The following is a 16287-nucleotide window of genomic DNA, read 5'->3' on the forward strand; positions in this document are numbered from 1 at the left end:
TAAATTTCTTAACTATTAATTTTCATTTGATGGTTTTCCGATAGTAGCCAATATTCCACCATCTACATATACAATTTGTCCGTTTACAAAATCACTCGCTCTTGAAGCCAAAAAGACAGCTGTTCCCGCTAAATCTTCTGGATTTCCCCAACGTGCAGCCGGCGTTCTGTTGATTATAAATTCATTAAACGGATGTCCGTCTACTCGTATAGGTTCTGTTTGTGTGGTTGCAAAATAACCAGGACCAATTCCATTGACTTGAATATTGTATTTGGCCCATTCAGTAGCTAAATTGCGAGTCAGCATTTTCAGACCTCCTTTTGCAGCAGCATAAGCCGAAACACTATTTCGTCCCAATTCACTCATCATGGAACAAATGTTGATTATTTTGCCTTCCTGTCTTTCAATCATTTGCTTTGCAACCAATTGTGACATGATAAAAGGGCCTACTAAATCCACATCAATCACTTTTCTAAAATCAGAAACCGGCATTGTGATGGCCAATTCTCTTTTTATAATTCCGGCGTTGTTCACTAAAATATGAATATCTCCTAATTCTTTGGTGATTAATGCAATGTTGTCTGCCGCCGCTTTTTCATCGGTAACATCAAACAAATATCCGGAAACTTTATATCCTTTACCAGAATAATACGCCAGTGCTTCCTCCATTTTAGAAGGCGTTGTACCGGTTATTACAAGTTCAGCACCTGCAATTGCCAAACCTTCCGCCATTGCCAAACCTAAACCGTGCGTTCCTCCGGTTATCAGTGCTCTTTTTCCTTTTAAATCAAATAAATTCATAGTTTCTTATCTTAATTCATTTGGGGCAACGATATCCATGTCGCCATAATCTAAATTCTCTCCGGCCATTCCCCATATAAATGAATAGTTTGACGTTCCTGCACCAGAATGTATAGACCATTCCGGAGACAAAACGGCTTGGTGGTTTTGCATGAAGATATGTCTGGTATTTTGTGGTTCTCCCATGAAATGACAAATCGTTTGTGGTGCTTCTATATCAAAATAAAAATAGGCCTCCATTCGTCGGTTGTGCGTGTGGGCAGGCATGGTGTTCCATACATTCCCGGGCAACAATTCCGTAAGTCCCATTTGTAACTGACACGTTTCAACGATACTATTGACAATCAGTTTGTTTAAAATTCGCTTGTTGGCTGTTTTTTCTTCTCCTAATTGAATGACTTCAGCGTCTTCTTTTCCAATTTTTTTATTTGGAAACTTCGTATGTGCCGGTGCCGAATTAATATAAAATAAAGCTTGTTCGCCATTAGCACTGGAAAAAATAACTTCCTTACAACCTTGACCTACATAAAGCGCCTCTTTTTTTTGCAATTCATACGCCACGCCGTCAACCGTAACGGTTCCGCTACCGCCAACGTTGATAATTCCCAATTCCCGTCTGTCTAAAAAGTTTTCTGATTTCAAATACGGAATAGTTTCTAATTTTAATTCTTTACCAACCGGCATTATTCCACCTACAATGTATCTATCATACATAGAATAGGTCAATTGTATTTTATTTTCAACAAAAAGATTTTCAATTAAAAATTGCTCTCTCAATTCGTCAGTTCCATATTTCTTGACGTCCGTAGGGTTCGAAGCGTATCTGAAAGAAAAATTTGTCATGTTATATTATTTTAATGTAATCGATTACACAAAGATACTTTATATTCCTTTAAGTACTATTTTTTTGTCTCTAAAAAGCTCTTAATTTTAAAAAACCGACTTATAAATCAGTAATCGGACTATACTTTGGCACCAATGCTTTCATGACCAACCAACCGGTCAAATAACAAACGGCACAAATAGAGAAAATAATAAAATATCCAGCTTCAATCCCTTGAAAACCCATAAAAGCCATATTGGTTTCTTTAGTATAATCAAACAACAAGCCTGAACCTTTGTTGATCATCGTGGAACCAATACCACCAGCCAAACCGCCGATACCAGTAATAGTTGCAATTGCTTTTTTAGGGAACATATCGCCTACTGTTGTGAAGATATTTGCCGACCAAGATTGGTGAGCCGCTCCTGAAATACCAATTATTATTACGGGCAACCAATAGCTAATATGGCCCAAAGGCTGCGCGATCAAAGCTAATAATGGGAAAAAAGCGAAAATCAGCATGGCTTTCATTCGTCCTTCATAAGGATTCATCCCCTTCTTTTCAACAAAATAAGTGGGCAACCAACCTCCAATAATTGAAAGCAATGTAATCATGTATAATACAAATAATGGCAAAGCCGCTTCGGTGGAATCCATGCCGTAAACTGAGCTTAAATACGCAGGAGTCCAAAACAAAAAGAACCACCACACGCCATCGGTCATGAACTTACCAAAAGCAAAAGCCCATGTTTGTTTGTATCTAAAACAATCCATTAAAGTTACCTTGGTGCTCGTTTCTGGTACATATCCTTCTAATTTACTGGCCGCAATATCATCTTGCTGGATATATTCTAATTCAGCGGTACTAACCTTTAGATGTTTCTCTGGTTTTTCATACATAAAAACCCAAAATCCCATCCAAACAAAACCTAAGGCACCAATGATAATAAAAGCCATTTCCCAACCAAACGCTTTTGCAATAAACGGAATAGATATTGGGGCAGCCAATGCACCAACAGTCGCACCCGCATTAAAAATACTTGTAGAGAAAGCTCTGTCTTTTTTAGGAAAATATTCGGCTGTTGTTTTAATAGCTGCAGGGAAATTTCCTGCTTCACCAACGGCCAAAACAAAACGGGCAAAAATAAATAAAGTCACACTTACATTGATAATCAGTCCAGTATCTTTCACCGTACTAAGTGCTTCTTTAGCTCCTTCAAAACCAACAAACCAATCCCCAGTAATAATCCCTGCTGTTGCAATACCGCAGAATGCGTGTAAACAAGCTCCAAAAGACCAAATCCCAATGGCCCAAAGAAATCCTTTTTTGGTGTCTAGCCAATCCACAAATCTTCCTGCAAACAATAATGATACTGCATAAAAAATTGAAAATAATGCCGTAATATTTCCATAATCATTGTTGGTCCAATGAAATTCTGGAGCAATAAAATCACTCCATGTCAATGAAAGCACTTGTCTGTCCAAGTAATTTATAGTAGTTGCAAAAAAAAGTAAACCACAAATTGACCAGCGGTAGTTTCCAATATTTTTACTTGTTTGCTTTATCATTTGGTTATGTTTAAAATAGTTAGTTTTCGATATAAAATGCATCCTTATTACGTAAAACAGTTTATCCGCAGATTTGATCTCTTTTTAAAATGAATCTCGATGAAGTCTTTCCTTTATTTAAAGAACCCTTTTTGTTCGAGAATAAATTTAGATGCTATGAAATGTAATCGATTGCACAAATATACTTTTTAATATTCATTATCCAAATTATTTGAATATTATTTTAAATTAGCAACTTAAATAAGTACATAAAATAAAAAAAACAATATTAAATTACACATTTAAGAAAATTAATGTTAAAGCTATTAAACCGATAGTTTCAGCTTTTAGGAAATCTAAACTGCATTAACAATAACCTATTGATTTCTAAAAAAGACATTAAAATTTTATCCTACCGAAAAATAAATCCTTAAAAAAAAATACAATGAAAATTAATACTATTCTAAAAGCAAGTCGCTATGCATTACCTATATTTTTTATTCTTGGCATACATTCACAGATACACGCTCAAGATCAAATAATACCGCTTTGGACGGAAGCAATACCTGATGCTATTTATAATTCGAATTATCAGGAAAAAGAAATATCAAAAGAGGGAATAGTCCAAAACAGTAGTAAAGTTATCACTCCTACTCTTTCTGTTTTTCTACCCAACGAATCCTCTACTAATGGAGCATCAGTTCTGATTTTCCCTGGAGGCGGATATTCTCATTTAGCTATTGATAAAGAAGGAACGAAAGTAGCACGATGGTTAAATACCTTAGGAATAACAGCCTTTGTCTTAAAATATAGACTACCAAACGAACAAATAATGAAAGATAAAACAATTGGTCCTTTACAAGATGCCCAAGAAGCTATTAGATACATCAGACGCAACGTAGAAAAATGGAAAGTAAATAAGGACAAAATTGGAGTTATGGGTTTTTCGGCAGGCGGACATTTAGCAGCCACTTTATCTACTCATTATAATGAAAAAATATACCAAGTTTCTGATTCCGTGAGTGCAAAACCGGATTTTTCGATATTAATCTACCCTGTTATTTCCATGAATAATGAAATAACACACAAAGGATCCCAAAATAATTTATTGGGGATTTCACCGTCCATTTCATTGATTGATAAATTCTCAAATGAACAACATGTAAATTCTGAGACACCGCCCGCGTTCATCATTCATGCCACTGATGATTTAGTGGTTCCAGCAGAAAATAGCATCAACTATTACTTAGCCTTAAAAAAAAATAAGATCCCTGCAGAGTTGCATTTGTATGAAAAAGGCGGACACGGTTTTGGTCTGGGAGTCAAAGAAACTAGTCAATATTGGACTAAAGATTGCGAGAATTGGCTTCGTGGCATCCTATGAATAATCGATTAAATTATAAAGTTCTATTTTTTATTTTATGAAATATCTAGTCCTGAAAAGTAACACAAGATTAATAATGAAAAAAGTTCAGTTTTTAAACAGTAGTGAGCTCATGTTTACTACTGTTTTTTTGTTTTATAGGTTTTAATTTGATTTTGTTCATGTCTCCTATTTGAAGTAAGGATATAATTTGAATAATTTGGGAATGATTGATTCCACTGTATCGTGCGAAAACAAAAGTTCCAGTTCTGCACCAGTTTTTTCATTTATCACTTCAATACTTAATTTGAAGACTTCAAATTAGGATATATACTTCTTTACCGTATTTCTAGAAAGGGGTAGCTAATTACTTATGTATTACTTACTTTTAACGTTTCAGTAGTATTTAATTACTTTTCTAATTATACTCATGTCTGTTATTTTGTTTGCTGTAATCCGTGTTTTTTTTTTTAACGAATGTATGGTGCAAAAAACATGAAAAAGTTAGTAGTTTTTAAGGATAAATTGTACACCTAAATCAGGTGGTCAATATCCATAAATTTGCAGTATACAATAAAGATAATGAAGACAAAATAGATGAACTGGCTGCGCTTATTTATCGAAAATGGATAAAGGCTATTGAAAAGTACAATTCATCTTATCAATTGACTGCGTAATATAGTCTTATCAAATTTAAAAAATAGCCTTTCAGAAATGGGATTTTTTTTATTCAACATTTAAAATATTTTATTTAAAAAGAATAACAATTATTAAAAAGAAACATATTTTCTAAAAAAAATAAATTCCTTAGTAAAATTAAGTAATAACCAAAAAAGGTAACGGAAAAGGCAATTAAATTTAAAAACCCTTATAAATCAGATGTTTATAAGGGTTTTGTTGTGAAGGCAGAAGGATTCGAACCTTCGACCGCCTGCTTAGAAGGCAGGTGCTCTATCCAGCTGAGCTATGCCTCCATTACTCTTGGAAAAAATTGTCGGGGTGGCAGGATTCGAACCTGCGGCCTCCTGCTCCCAAAGCAGGCGCGATAACCGAGCTACGCTACACCCCGAAAAACAATAAATCATAAAGCGGAGGGACAGGGACTCGAACCCTGGCACCGATTACTCGATGACAGTTTAGCAAACTGCTCCATTACCACTCTGGCACCCCTCCATGCTCAAGAAAACGTGTCTGTTTTGCGGTTGCAAATTTAAGACATCTTTAGACTTCTCACAAGTATTTCAGGGCTTTTTTTCAATATTTTTTGTCTTTAATATAAAAACACTTCAATATCAAACATATAGATTAAAAATAAATTTAAAAAAGATAAACACAGTATCAAAATATGAAATTGTATAAAAAAGTTTAAATTTGCTACATAAACTAACATTATGAAAGTCATGAACAAAAGAGTTGTTATCGTTTCTGCCGTTAGAACACCTATCGGAAGTTTTATGGGGGGATTATCTACAGTTACTGCTCCAAGATTAGGTGCAGTTGCTATTAAAGGTGCATTGGACAAAATAAAATTAGATCCAAATTTAATTGATGAAGTATTTATGGGCAATGTAGTTCAAGCTGGCGTAGGACAAGCTCCTGCCAGACAAGCTGCAATATTTGCCGGTTTACCTAATACAGTTGCCTGTACCACAATAAATAAAGTATGTGCTTCAGGAATGAAGGCAGTTATGTTGGGCGCGCAAGCGATTCAATGTGGTGATGCCGAAATTGTTGTTGCCGGTGGGATGGAAAACATGAGTTTGATTCCACATTATATGAATTTAAGAACTGGAACTAAATTTGGTCCAGCAACCATGATAGACGGAATGCAGAAAGACGGACTGACTGATGCTTATGATAACAGCGCTATGGGAGTGTGTGCTGATCTATGTGCTGCAGAATATAGCTTTACCCGTGAAGACCAAGATAACTACGCAGTTCAATCCTATGAGCGTAGCGCAAAAGCTTGGGATGCTGGAAAATTTGATAATGAAGTTGTTCCTGTTTCTGTTCCACAAAGAAAAGGAGATCCTATCATAGTTTCTAAAGACGAAGAATTTACAAACGTAAAATTGGATAAAATACCAGCATTGAATGCTGTTTTCACAAAAGACGGTACTGTAACTGCCGCCAACGCATCTACAATAAATGATGGCGCCGCAGCTTTGGTATTAATGAGCGAAGAAAAAGCTTTAGCTTTAGGACTAAAACCGCTGGCTTACATTAAAGGTTATGCTGATGCGGCGCAAGAACCAAAATGGTTTACTACAAGCCCTTCAAAAGCAATTCCAAAAGCATTAGAAAAAGCAGGAATAGCGATTAGTGATGTTGATTATTTTGAATTCAATGAAGCTTTTGCAGTAGTAGGCTTAGCTAATTCTAAAATTTTAGGTTTAGATGACAGCAAAGTAAATGTAAATGGTGGAGCAGTATCTTTAGGACATCCCCTTGGTTGTTCTGGAGTAAGAATAATTGTTACGTTAATCAATGTTTTAGAACAAAATAACGGAACTATCGGTGCTGCTGCAATTTGCAATGGTGGTGGTGGCGCCTCGGCAATTGTTATTGAAAAAGCATAACTAATACTAAATTTAATGAGTTATGGGTTTTTGAACTTATAACTCATTTTACTTAACTCTAAATCAATCTAAATGTTCGGAATTTGTAATCTAGCAATGATCCCGCTTCGCTTTGAACCTAGTGACAAAAGTGAAATTGTTTCTCAAGTTTTATTTGGGGAACATTTTGAAATTTTAGAACAACTTAAGCAATGGTCTTACATCAGAATGCAATATGATGATTACGAAGGCTGGATAGACTCTAAACAGTTACAACCGATTTCAGAGTCCAGCTTTAAGCGATTGTCAACAGAAGCTATCATTTTAAATTCTGATTTGATTGAATATGTTACTGCTCCAAACAACTTATTAATACCTATTCCTCTTGGGTCTTCGTTAGCATTTATCAATCACAATGAAATAAATGTTGCTAATTTTGATTTTGAAGGAATTAAAACCAGTGGTGAAAAAGCTAAAAGCAACTTAATCAATACAGCCTTTATGTATATGAATGCTCCTTATTTGTGGGGAGGAAAAACACCTTTTGGTATTGATTGTTCCGGATTTACTCAAATGGTATATAAACTTAATGGTTATAAATTACTCAGAGATGCTTCACAGCAGTCAAAACAAGGAGAGGCATTAAGTTTTATTGAAGAAAGTGAACCTGGAGACCTAGCTTTTTTTGATAATGATGAAGGAGCAATTACCCATGTTGGAATTATAATGGAAAATAATTATATCATTCATGCAAGTGGAAAGGTTCGAATAGACAGACTAGATCATCTTGGGATATATAATGCCGAAATAAATAAACACACTCATAAACTCAGAGTGATTAAAAAAATTATTTAAAACGGCATCTTTATTTTTTTTAGTTTATAAATTAACTATGCGTGCTTTTAATGAATTATACTCTGCCGTCATATCCAGTGCTCTGTATAAATTCAATAGTAATTTAGAAATATCTTGATTCTTAGGAATTTCTACATTACCTTTTTCCAAATAGGAAATAGCTTTTTTAATTAAATTATCCTTTTTAATTATCATCTGTTCATAAATCTTCATGTCACTAGGTGATGTACCAAGATTACTCATCTGATCCATTATCTCTTTTTTCTCATCAAGTTTTAAATAGGCTAAATTTAGATAGGAATCAGGATTTTTGGGGTCGATCTCTAATATCTTGTTATTAAATTTCTCTGCCTTTTCTAAATCTCCTTTTTCAAGATACATATAGGCCATAGTTGTGTATATCTCAATTTTCTTAGATGGGGATTTTTCCATCCTTGGCTTTATATGAGTTCCTGATTTAATAGTTAAATCTCTCGATGCTGCCGAACTAAATAATTCATCTTCATTATTTTGTTTATTAACAGCATAATAATCTAAACCCTTCCCTGAATATTTTAGAATATCCAACTCTTCATAAAGTTTTAAAGCCTGATTATAATCTTTAGCATCTCTAAAATAAGAAGCTGCATAATATAAATTTATAGTATCTCTTTTGTTAGTCAAATAAATAGTATGCATTTTACTAGCCCCTTCTGAAAACCTTTTAGCCTTAGCATCTGAAAGAGCACTATTAAATAAATCCTTTTGTATTTTTTTAATAGATTCTAATGCCGCAACTGAATATTTAAATTTTTCTGATGCCTTTTCAGCCGCAATCAACTCTTGATAAGCAGTTACTGTGAGAGCAACATTTTTAGTTGGTTCAATATTATTTTCTACTAAACCTGTTAAAACTTTAGCTTTTAAGTTATAGAATTCCGATTGATCAACTGCTTCCGCATTAAAAATTAAATACTCTGCACCATTTAATATATCTATTGCTTGCTGAAATTTACCACTATTATACTCTATTGCAGCTGCCTTTATTTGATTTTTTTGAGCAAATGATACTATTGAAAAAAATAATAAGAAGATAATCGAAAAGTAATGCTTTTTCATATTAATATTGGTTTTGGTTTTAAAGTTAGAATTTTATTTTATTTTAAGAGTTATACTGGTTAAAGTCCATCCTAATTACTAAAAATTAAACATAATGTAATTTAAAAATATAATTAAATTTTTGTTTTACAAAAAAAATAGTAACAATTATTTAATATAACATTTACCCATTTTTAACACATTAATTATCAGCAAATTAAAAATTACATTATTTTATCTTGTTAATTACTATTCCTACTAAATAAAAAAATCATACAAAAAATAAAACCCTTTCAAAGTATAAACTTTTGAAAGGGTCTTTAAGTATTTTTATTAAGCAATTATGTGTTTTATAAAAAAAATTTACATTTTTGCTTTTAATGCTTTGTATTCTGCCGTCATTTCTAAAGCACTGTAAACCCCTAAAAGAGTTTTAACAACATCTTCGTTTTTAGAATCTAATTCAACCGCTTTTTCAAGATAAGGAATCGTTGATTTAAAAAGTTCTTCTCTTTTCTTTTTCAAATCATCATAACGCTTCATATCCTTTGTGGATGTACCCAATTTGTTCATTTCATCAATAATTGCTTTTTCATTCTCTAACTTCATTGCAGCTAGATTGATGTAAGCATTGATGTATTTTGGGTTAATTTCAATCACTTTTTTGTAATATTTCTCCGCTTCATCCGTGTTCTTCGCATTAGCACTTAATACTCCAAGGTTAAAAATCAATTCTACGTCGTTTGGATTTTTTTCCAATACTTCAGCGATTAATTTTTTATACATGTCAAAATCTTTAGTTTCTAAATAAAGATTAGCTTCAGTTAAAGTCAAAGATGTGTCTTCAGGATTTGCTAATCTCGCTTCAGAGATTGCTTTTTTAGCTTCCTCGGTTTTACCTTTTTCAACTAAAATCAAAGCCATATTCTTGTAAATTTCACCTCTTTTAGAAGGAACAACTTCAGTTCTTGGCTTTTCGTGTGTTCCTAATTTCACCATTCTATCCCTCTCCTGAACAGTCGTAAAAAAATCTTCTTGTGTTGTTAACTTATTTACTGCAAAATAACTTGTTCCTTTTCCAGAATAGTTTAACGTTTTCAAATTATCATACAACTCAAGCGCTTTGTCATACTCTTTAGCATTAACATAAGTAGATGCAGCATAATACAAATTAATAGTGTCTTTTTTGTCTAACAAATAAGCATCATATAATTTTTTAGCACTATCTGAATGTTTATCCACTTTTGAATCAGCAATTGCACTATTAATTAATTTGAATTTAATATCTGTAATTGAAGCTGAGGCTTGCGTTGAGAATTTTACTTTCCCAGAAGCTTTTTCAGCTGCAATTAAATCTTGATATGCTTTTGCAGCAAGCGAAAGATTCGTACTGGCATCAACATTCTTGTTTGCTAAATCCAATAAAGCGTTTCCTTTTACAAAGAAAAACTGTGCTTTTTCAGCATCTGGAGCATTAGCTATTAAAGATTCTGCTTCCATCAAAATGGTTACCGCCTCTTGAGATTTCCCACCTTTAAGCGCTTTTTCAGCTGCTTTAATTTGATCCTTTTGAGCAAAAGTAGCTACTGATATCAATAACGCTGATGCTAGTAATACATATTTACCTTTCATAATATTCTCTGTTTGTTTAATAATTATTCTTGTTTTTCTTTTTTAATTAAGCTTCGTCGTCAGAATCGTCTTCTTCAGTTTCATCCTCAGCGTCATCTTCTTCTGTTTCATCTTCATCATCGTCCTCTTCTACACCTTCGTCCTCGAGAACTTCTAATACCGGTTTCACTCTTTCGATAGCGTCAGATTCAATAATATTTCCGTCTTCATCAACAACCACTTCTGCCACATCATCTTTCATTACTTTGGTAACAGCAGCAATTGAATCTTTACCTTTTAGATTTATCAATTTAACCCCTTGGGTAGCACGCCCCATTACACGCAAATCTTCAATAGCCATTCTGATTGTTAATCCAGATTTATTAATAATCATCAAATCATCAGCGTCAGTAACTGCATTTATTGAAATAAGTTTTCCGGTTTTTTCTGTTATATTAAGTGTTTTTACACCCTTTCCTCCACGATTAGTAATTCTATAAACATCTTCGCCATCTTCATCGACTAATTTGGTACGCTTTCCATAACCATTTTCAGTAACTACTAAAATTTGGGAATCGTTAATATTTTCCTTATCTACAGTAACCATGCCAATAACTTCGTCCGTATCATCCTTAAGAGTAATACCACGAACTCCAGAAGCTGTTCTTCCCATCGGACGCGTTTTAGTTTCTTCAAAACGCACTAATTTTCCAGATTTTACAGCCAAAATAATTTGACTTTCACCATTGGTTAATTTCGCTTCCAATAATTCATCGCCTTCCTTAATAGTGATTGCAGCAACTCCATTTACTCTAGGTTTAGAATATTTCTCTAAGGAAGTTTTCTTAACCTGACCTTTTTTGGTTACCATAATAAGGTTATGGCTTTTTATGTAATCTTGATCTTTTAAATCTTGCGTACAAATAAATGCTTTTACTTTATCATCGCTTTCAATATTTACCAAGTTTTGAATTGCTCTTCCTTTAGCCGTTTTACTTCCCTCCGGTATTTCATAAACACGCATCCAGAAACATTTTCCTTTTTGAGTAAAGAACATCATATATTGGTGATTCGTTGCTACAAACATGTGCTCTAAGAAATCCTGATCTCTTGTTCCTGCACTTTTTTGTCCAACTCCACCTCTATTTTGAGTTTTGTATTCCGTAAGATTCGTGCGTTTAATATAGCCTGCATGTGAAATGGTAATTACCACATTTTCATCGGCAATTAAATCCTCGATACTAACATCACCACCAGAATACTCAATTTGAGAACGACGCTCATCACCGTATTTATCGCGAATTTCAGTCAATTCTTCCTTAATTAAAGCAATTCTCAAGTTTACATCCGCTAATAAAGCTTTCAAATGCTCTATTAATTTCATGATTTCGTCGTATTCCGTTCTTAACTTGTCTTGTTCTAAACCGGTTAATTGACGTAAACGCATTTCTACAATAGCACGAGATTGAATATCTGATAATTTGAATCTTTCGATTAATTTTTCTCTTGCTTCTTCAGTACTTTTTGAAGCTTTGATTAAAGCAATTACTTCATCAATATTATCCGAAGCAATAATCAAACCTTCTAATATATGTGCTCTTGCTTCCGCTTTTTTCAATTCGAATTGCGTTCTGCGAGTCACTACATCGTGACGATGTTCGATAAAATAATGAATCAGATCTTTCAGATTCAACATTTGCGGACGTCCTTTTACGATGGCAATATTGTTTACACTAAACGAAGATTGTAATTGTGTAAATTTATAGAGCGTATTCAAAACTACGTTTGGCGTAGCATCACGTTTTAAAATATAAACGATACGCATCCCGTTTCTATCCGATTCATCTCGGATATTCGCAATTCCATCAATTTTTTTGTCATTAACTAAATCAGCCGTACGCTTAATCATGTCAGCTTTATTGACTTGGTATGGAATTTCGGTAACAATGATACACTCACGACCATCTACTTCTTCAAAACCAACTTTGGCACGCATCACAATACGCCCTCTACCTGTTTTGAATGCTTCACGAACGCCTTCATAACCATATATGATACCACCAGTAGGAAAATCAGGAGCTTTGATATGCGTCATCAACTCGTCAACCTCAATATCATTATTATCCATGAAAGCTAACGTACCGTTAATCACTTCCGTTAAGTTGTGAGGTGGCATATTAGTCGCCATACCTACCGCAATTCCTGTTGCCCCATTTATTAATAAGGTAGGAACACGCGTTGGCATTACTGTCGGTTCTTCTAGCGTATCATCAAAATTTAATTTAAAATCAACCGTTTCTTTATCTATATCCGCTAAGATTTCTTCCGAAATCTTACGCATTCTAGCCTCTGTATAACGCATTGCTGCAGGACTATCACCATCCACAGACCCAAAGTTACCCTGACCATCTATTAATAAATAACGCATACTCCATTCCTGCGCCATACGAACCATGGCATCATAAACAGAGGTGTCACCGTGAGGGTGATATTTACCAAGAACTTCCCCAACAATTCTTGCGGACTTTTTGTGGGCTGATCTAGAGTTAACTCCTAAATCATGCATTCCAAATAGTACTCTTCGATGTACTGGTTTCAAGCCATCTCTAACATCTGGAAGAGCTCTTGATACAATTACTGACATCGAATAATCGATGTAAGCCGTTTTCATTTCATCTTCAATGTTAATAGGAATTAACTTTTCTCCTTCAGACATAAGTTGTTATATTAAATAATTATATTAGTTTCCAAACGTGCCAATATACGCTTTTTTGAAATTTTAAAACCAATTTTAAAATACTTATTTCAATGATTTATTAACAAATTAAACTTCGCTTTTCGTTAATAATTTAAGGTAAATTTAACTTTAATATTATGATTATTTTTGTCTCTTAGCTGACACGACTTCTTATAGGAATGGTTTTTGTTTTTCTATCACTAATTCACTAAATTTACGATATCAAATATATATTATGGATGATAATTTTTCACCAAGAGTAAAAGACGTTATTACTTACAGCAAGGAAGAAGCTTTGCGATTAGGGCATGACTTTATAGGAACAGAACACTTAATGTTGGGTATTTTAAGAGACGGAAATGGAAAAGCAATTCAAATATTGAATAATCTGGATGTTGATTTAGACCACTTACGTAGAAAAGTGGAAATCCTAAGCCCTGCCAGTCCAAGCTTAGAAGTAAATGTTGAAAAGAAAAACCTACACTTGACAAGACAAGCAGAAAGAGCCTTGAAAACTACTTTCCTGGAAGCTAAAGTATTTCAAAGTTCTTCCATCAGTACTGCACATCTATTGTTGTGCATATTAAGAAACGAAAACGATCCAACAACCAAGCTATTGAATAAACTTAAAATTGATTACGACGTAGCCAAAGAACAATATCTAAACATGACTCCAAACGAAGAAGATTTTATAGAAAACTTGCCACGAAACGAATCGTATAATGACGATTCAGGACAAGATGACAGTCTCAAAGAAGGAACTTTTAACAATCCAGCCAATAAATCAAATAAAAAATCTAAAACACCAGTTTTAGATAATTTTGGTAGAGATTTAACAGAAATGGCCGAAGAAGGAAAACTAGACCCTGTTGTAGGACGCGAGAAAGAAATTGAACGCGTTTCTCAAATTTTGAGCCGTCGAAAAAAGAACAATCCTTTACTTATAGGGGAACCTGGAGTAGGAAAATCAGCTATTGCCGAAGGTTTAGCGTTACGAATTATTCAGAAGAAAGTATCTCGTACTTTATTCAATAAACGTGTCGTAACTTTGGATTTGGCGAGTCTGGTTGCCGGTACAAAATACCGCGGACAATTTGAAGAACGCATGAAGGCAGTTATGAACGAATTGGAAAAAAATGATGATATCATTCTTTTCATAGATGAAATTCATACTATTGTAGGTGCCGGTGGCGCAACAGGTTCATTAGATGCTTCTAATATGTTTAAACCAGCATTAGCTCGTGGAGAGATTCAATGTATTGGCGCAACAACATTAGACGAGTACAGACAATACATAGAAAAAGATGGTGCATTAGAAAGACGTTTTCAAAAAATAATTGTGGAACCAACATCTGTTTCCGAAACAATTACAATTTTGAATAATATCAAAAACAAATACGAAGATCATCATAATGTTACCTACTCGCAAGAAGCAATTGAGGCTTGTGTAAAATTAACGGATAGATATATGTCTGAACGTTTCTTGCCAGACAAAGCTATTGATGCATTAGATGAAGCAGGTTCAAGAGTTCACATTACCAATATTGAAGTTCCAAAACAAATTTTAGATCTCGAACGTCAACTAGAGGATGTTCGTGAATTGAAAAATGTTGTAGTGAAAAAACAAAAATACGAAGAGGCTGCCAAACTTCGTGATGATGAAAAACGCATTGAAAAAGACTTAGCTATCGCCCAAGAACAATGGGAAGAAGATGCTAAAAATAACCGAATTGAAGTTACAGAAGACAATGTCGCTGATGTTGTTTCGATGATGAGCGGAATTCCTGTTAATCGTATTGCGCAAACAGAAAGCAATAAACTAGCTAAACTTCCAGAACTAATTGAGGGCAAAGTAATTGGACAAAAAGAAGCAGTAATGAAAATTGCTCGTTCTATCCAAAGAAATCGTGCCGGATTAAAAGATCCGAATCGTCCAATTGGCTCTTTTATATTCTTAGGACAAACTGGTGTTGGTAAAACCCAATTGGCTAAAGTTTTGGCTAAAGAATTATTCGATTCTGAAGATGCTTTGATTCGTATTGATATGAGTGAATACATGGAGAAATTTGCGATTTCTCGTTTAGTTGGAGCTCCCCCGGGATATGTAGGATATGAAGAAGGTGGTCAATTAACAGAAAAAGTTCGCAGAAAACCATATTGTGTTGTTTTATTGGATGAGATTGAAAAGGCGCATCCTGATGTTTTCAATATGCTATTGCAAGTTTTGGATGATGGCTATTTGACAGACAGTTTAGGTAGAAAAATTGATTTCAAAAACACTATAATTATCATGACTTCAAATGTTGGAGCCAGACAATTAAAAGATTTTGGACAAGGAGTAGGTTTTGGAACTGCTGCCAAAGTAGCTCAGGCTGACGATAATTCGAAAAGTATTATCGAAAACGCATTGAAAAAAACTTTTGCTCCTGAATTCCTAAACCGAATTGATGATGTAATTGTTTTCAATGCTCTAGAAAAACATGATATCGATTTGATTATCGAAATCGAATTGAAAAAATTATTTGCTCGTGTTGCGGAATTAGGTTATCAATTGAATCTTTCTGATAAAGCAAAAGCTTTTATTGCAGAGAAAGGTTTCGACAGACAATTTGGCGCAAGACCTCTTAAAAGAGCTATTCAGAAATATGTTGAAGATGCGCTTGCTGAAGAAATCATCACTTCTAAAATTAGTTCTGGAGATGAGATTTTCATGGATATTGAAGATGGCGCTCAAGAATTAACAGTACAAGTTCATAAGGCGGGAGAACCAACAAATCCATAATTATTAAACAATTATCTTGATATAAACCCGTTACGTTTTTATAACATAACGGGTTTATTCTTTACGGCAAATACCCTTTTTTTTAAAAACAAATATTTACATTTGAGTTTTAAAAAAAGATTTAATAAAATT

The 16287-nt window shown here is 33.9% G+C and carries 10 protein-coding genes and 3 tRNA genes; 4 read left to right on the forward strand and 9 right to left on the reverse strand.

Annotated elements, in window-relative coordinates; all coding sequences use genetic code 11:
• Positions 1-15: 15 nt before the first annotated feature.
• The 3 genes from G7A72_RS02660 to G7A72_RS02670 form a co-directional block, all read right to left on the reverse strand.
• The gene (locus G7A72_RS02660) at positions 16-801 is read right to left on the reverse strand and encodes a gluconate 5-dehydrogenase (protein WP_113665641.1); all 786 of its coding nucleotides are present in this window, start codon (positions 799-801) and stop codon (positions 16-18) included.
• 6 nt (positions 802-807) lie between these two features.
• A complete protein-coding gene (kduI, locus tag G7A72_RS02665) occupies positions 808-1644 on the reverse strand; it encodes a 5-dehydro-4-deoxy-D-glucuronate isomerase (RefSeq protein ID WP_165151324.1) in 837 nt (278 codons plus the stop codon).
• A gap of 100 nt (positions 1645-1744) precedes the next feature.
• Positions 1745-3193, reverse strand: a complete 1449-nt coding sequence (locus G7A72_RS02670) for an MFS transporter (RefSeq protein WP_206531528.1) — start codon at positions 3191-3193, stop codon at positions 1745-1747.
• Positions 3194-3617: 424 nt separating this feature from the next.
• Between G7A72_RS02670 and G7A72_RS02675 the strand changes: the two genes are divergently transcribed.
• Positions 3618-4556, forward strand: a complete 939-nt coding sequence (locus G7A72_RS02675; RefSeq protein ID WP_165151326.1) for an alpha/beta hydrolase — start codon at positions 3618-3620, stop codon at positions 4554-4556.
• 879 nt (positions 4557-5435) lie between these two features.
• On the opposite strand, the gene G7A72_RS02680 is transcribed toward G7A72_RS02675, so the two are convergent.
• The 3 genes from G7A72_RS02680 to G7A72_RS02690 all read right to left on the reverse strand — a co-directional run bounded on the left by G7A72_RS02680 (position 5436) and on the right by G7A72_RS02690 (position 5708).
• Positions 5436-5509 (reverse strand) — tRNA-Arg (locus G7A72_RS02680).
• Between the two features lie 20 nt (positions 5510-5529).
• Positions 5530-5604 (reverse strand) — tRNA-Pro (locus G7A72_RS02685).
• Positions 5605-5624: 20 nt separating this feature from the next.
• A tRNA-Ser gene (locus G7A72_RS02690) sits at positions 5625-5708 on the reverse strand.
• 227 nt (positions 5709-5935) lie between these two features.
• Here G7A72_RS02690 and G7A72_RS02695 point away from each other — a divergent pair.
• Together G7A72_RS02695 and G7A72_RS02700 are read left to right on the forward strand one after the other, a co-directional pair.
• Positions 5936-7114: an acetyl-CoA C-acyltransferase gene (locus G7A72_RS02695; protein WP_165151327.1), complete on the forward strand. Its 1179-nt coding sequence runs from the start codon at positions 5936-5938 to the stop codon at positions 7112-7114.
• 72 nt (positions 7115-7186) lie between these two features.
• Positions 7187-7948 carry a C40 family peptidase gene (locus G7A72_RS02700; protein WP_113665635.1) on the forward strand — a complete coding sequence of 254 codons (762 nt, stop codon included), beginning with the start codon at positions 7187-7189 and terminating at the stop codon, positions 7946-7948.
• A 24-nt stretch (positions 7949-7972) separates the two neighbouring features.
• On the opposite strand, the gene G7A72_RS02705 is transcribed toward G7A72_RS02700, so the two are convergent.
• The 3 genes from G7A72_RS02705 to gyrA form a co-directional block, all read right to left on the reverse strand.
• Entirely contained in the window at positions 7973-9046 is a 1074-nt protein-coding gene (locus G7A72_RS02705; protein ID WP_165151328.1) for a hypothetical protein, read from the reverse strand.
• Between the two features lie 342 nt (positions 9047-9388).
• Positions 9389-10657: a lipopolysaccharide assembly protein LapB gene (locus G7A72_RS02710; protein WP_113665633.1), complete on the reverse strand. Its 1269-nt coding sequence runs from the start codon at positions 10655-10657 to the stop codon at positions 9389-9391.
• A 46-nt stretch (positions 10658-10703) separates the two neighbouring features.
• The gene (gene gyrA, locus G7A72_RS02715; RefSeq protein WP_165151329.1) at positions 10704-13352 is read right to left on the reverse strand and encodes a DNA gyrase subunit A; all 2649 of its coding nucleotides are present in this window, start codon (positions 13350-13352) and stop codon (positions 10704-10706) included.
• A gap of 256 nt (positions 13353-13608) precedes the next feature.
• Between gyrA and G7A72_RS02720 the strand changes: the two genes are divergently transcribed.
• The gene (locus G7A72_RS02720; RefSeq protein WP_113635627.1) at positions 13609-16155 is read left to right on the forward strand and encodes an ATP-dependent Clp protease ATP-binding subunit; all 2547 of its coding nucleotides are present in this window, start codon (positions 13609-13611) and stop codon (positions 16153-16155) included.
• The last annotated feature ends 132 nt before the right edge of the window (positions 16156-16287 follow it).

Source organism: Flavobacterium sp. Sr18 (assembly GCF_011064265.1).
Lineage (GTDB): Bacteria > Bacteroidota > Bacteroidia > Flavobacteriales > Flavobacteriaceae > Flavobacterium > Flavobacterium petrolei.

Bases quoted from the DNA above. Each gene is read 5' to 3' on its own strand.
- G7A72_RS02670 (WP_206531528.1), bottom strand. From the start codon at position 3,193: ATGATAAAGCAAACAAGTAAAAATATTGGAAACTACCGCTGGTCAATT.
- G7A72_RS02675 (WP_165151326.1), top strand. From the start codon at position 3,618: ATGAAAATTAATACTATTCTAAAAGCAAGTCGCTATGCATTACCTATA.
- G7A72_RS02710 (WP_113665633.1), bottom strand. From the start codon at position 10,657: ATGAAAGGTAAATATGTATTACTAGCATCAGCGTTATTGATATCAGTA.
- G7A72_RS02720 (WP_113635627.1), top strand. From the start codon at position 13,609: ATGGATGATAATTTTTCACCAAGAGTAAAAGACGTTATTACTTACAGC.
- G7A72_RS02695 (WP_165151327.1), top strand. From the start codon at position 5,936: ATGAACAAAAGAGTTGTTATCGTTTCTGCCGTTAGAACACCTATCGGA.
- kduI (WP_165151324.1), bottom strand. From the start codon at position 1,644: ATGACAAATTTTTCTTTCAGATACGCTTCGAACCCTACGGACGTCAAG.
- G7A72_RS02660 (WP_113665641.1), bottom strand. From the start codon at position 801: ATGAATTTATTTGATTTAAAAGGAAAAAGAGCACTGATAACCGGAGGA.
- G7A72_RS02700 (WP_113665635.1), top strand. From the start codon at position 7,187: ATGTTCGGAATTTGTAATCTAGCAATGATCCCGCTTCGCTTTGAACCT.
- G7A72_RS02705 (WP_165151328.1), bottom strand. From the start codon at position 9,046: ATGAAAAAGCATTACTTTTCGATTATCTTCTTATTATTTTTTTCAATA.
- gyrA (WP_165151329.1), bottom strand. From the start codon at position 13,352: ATGTCTGAAGGAGAAAAGTTAATTCCTATTAACATTGAAGATGAAATG.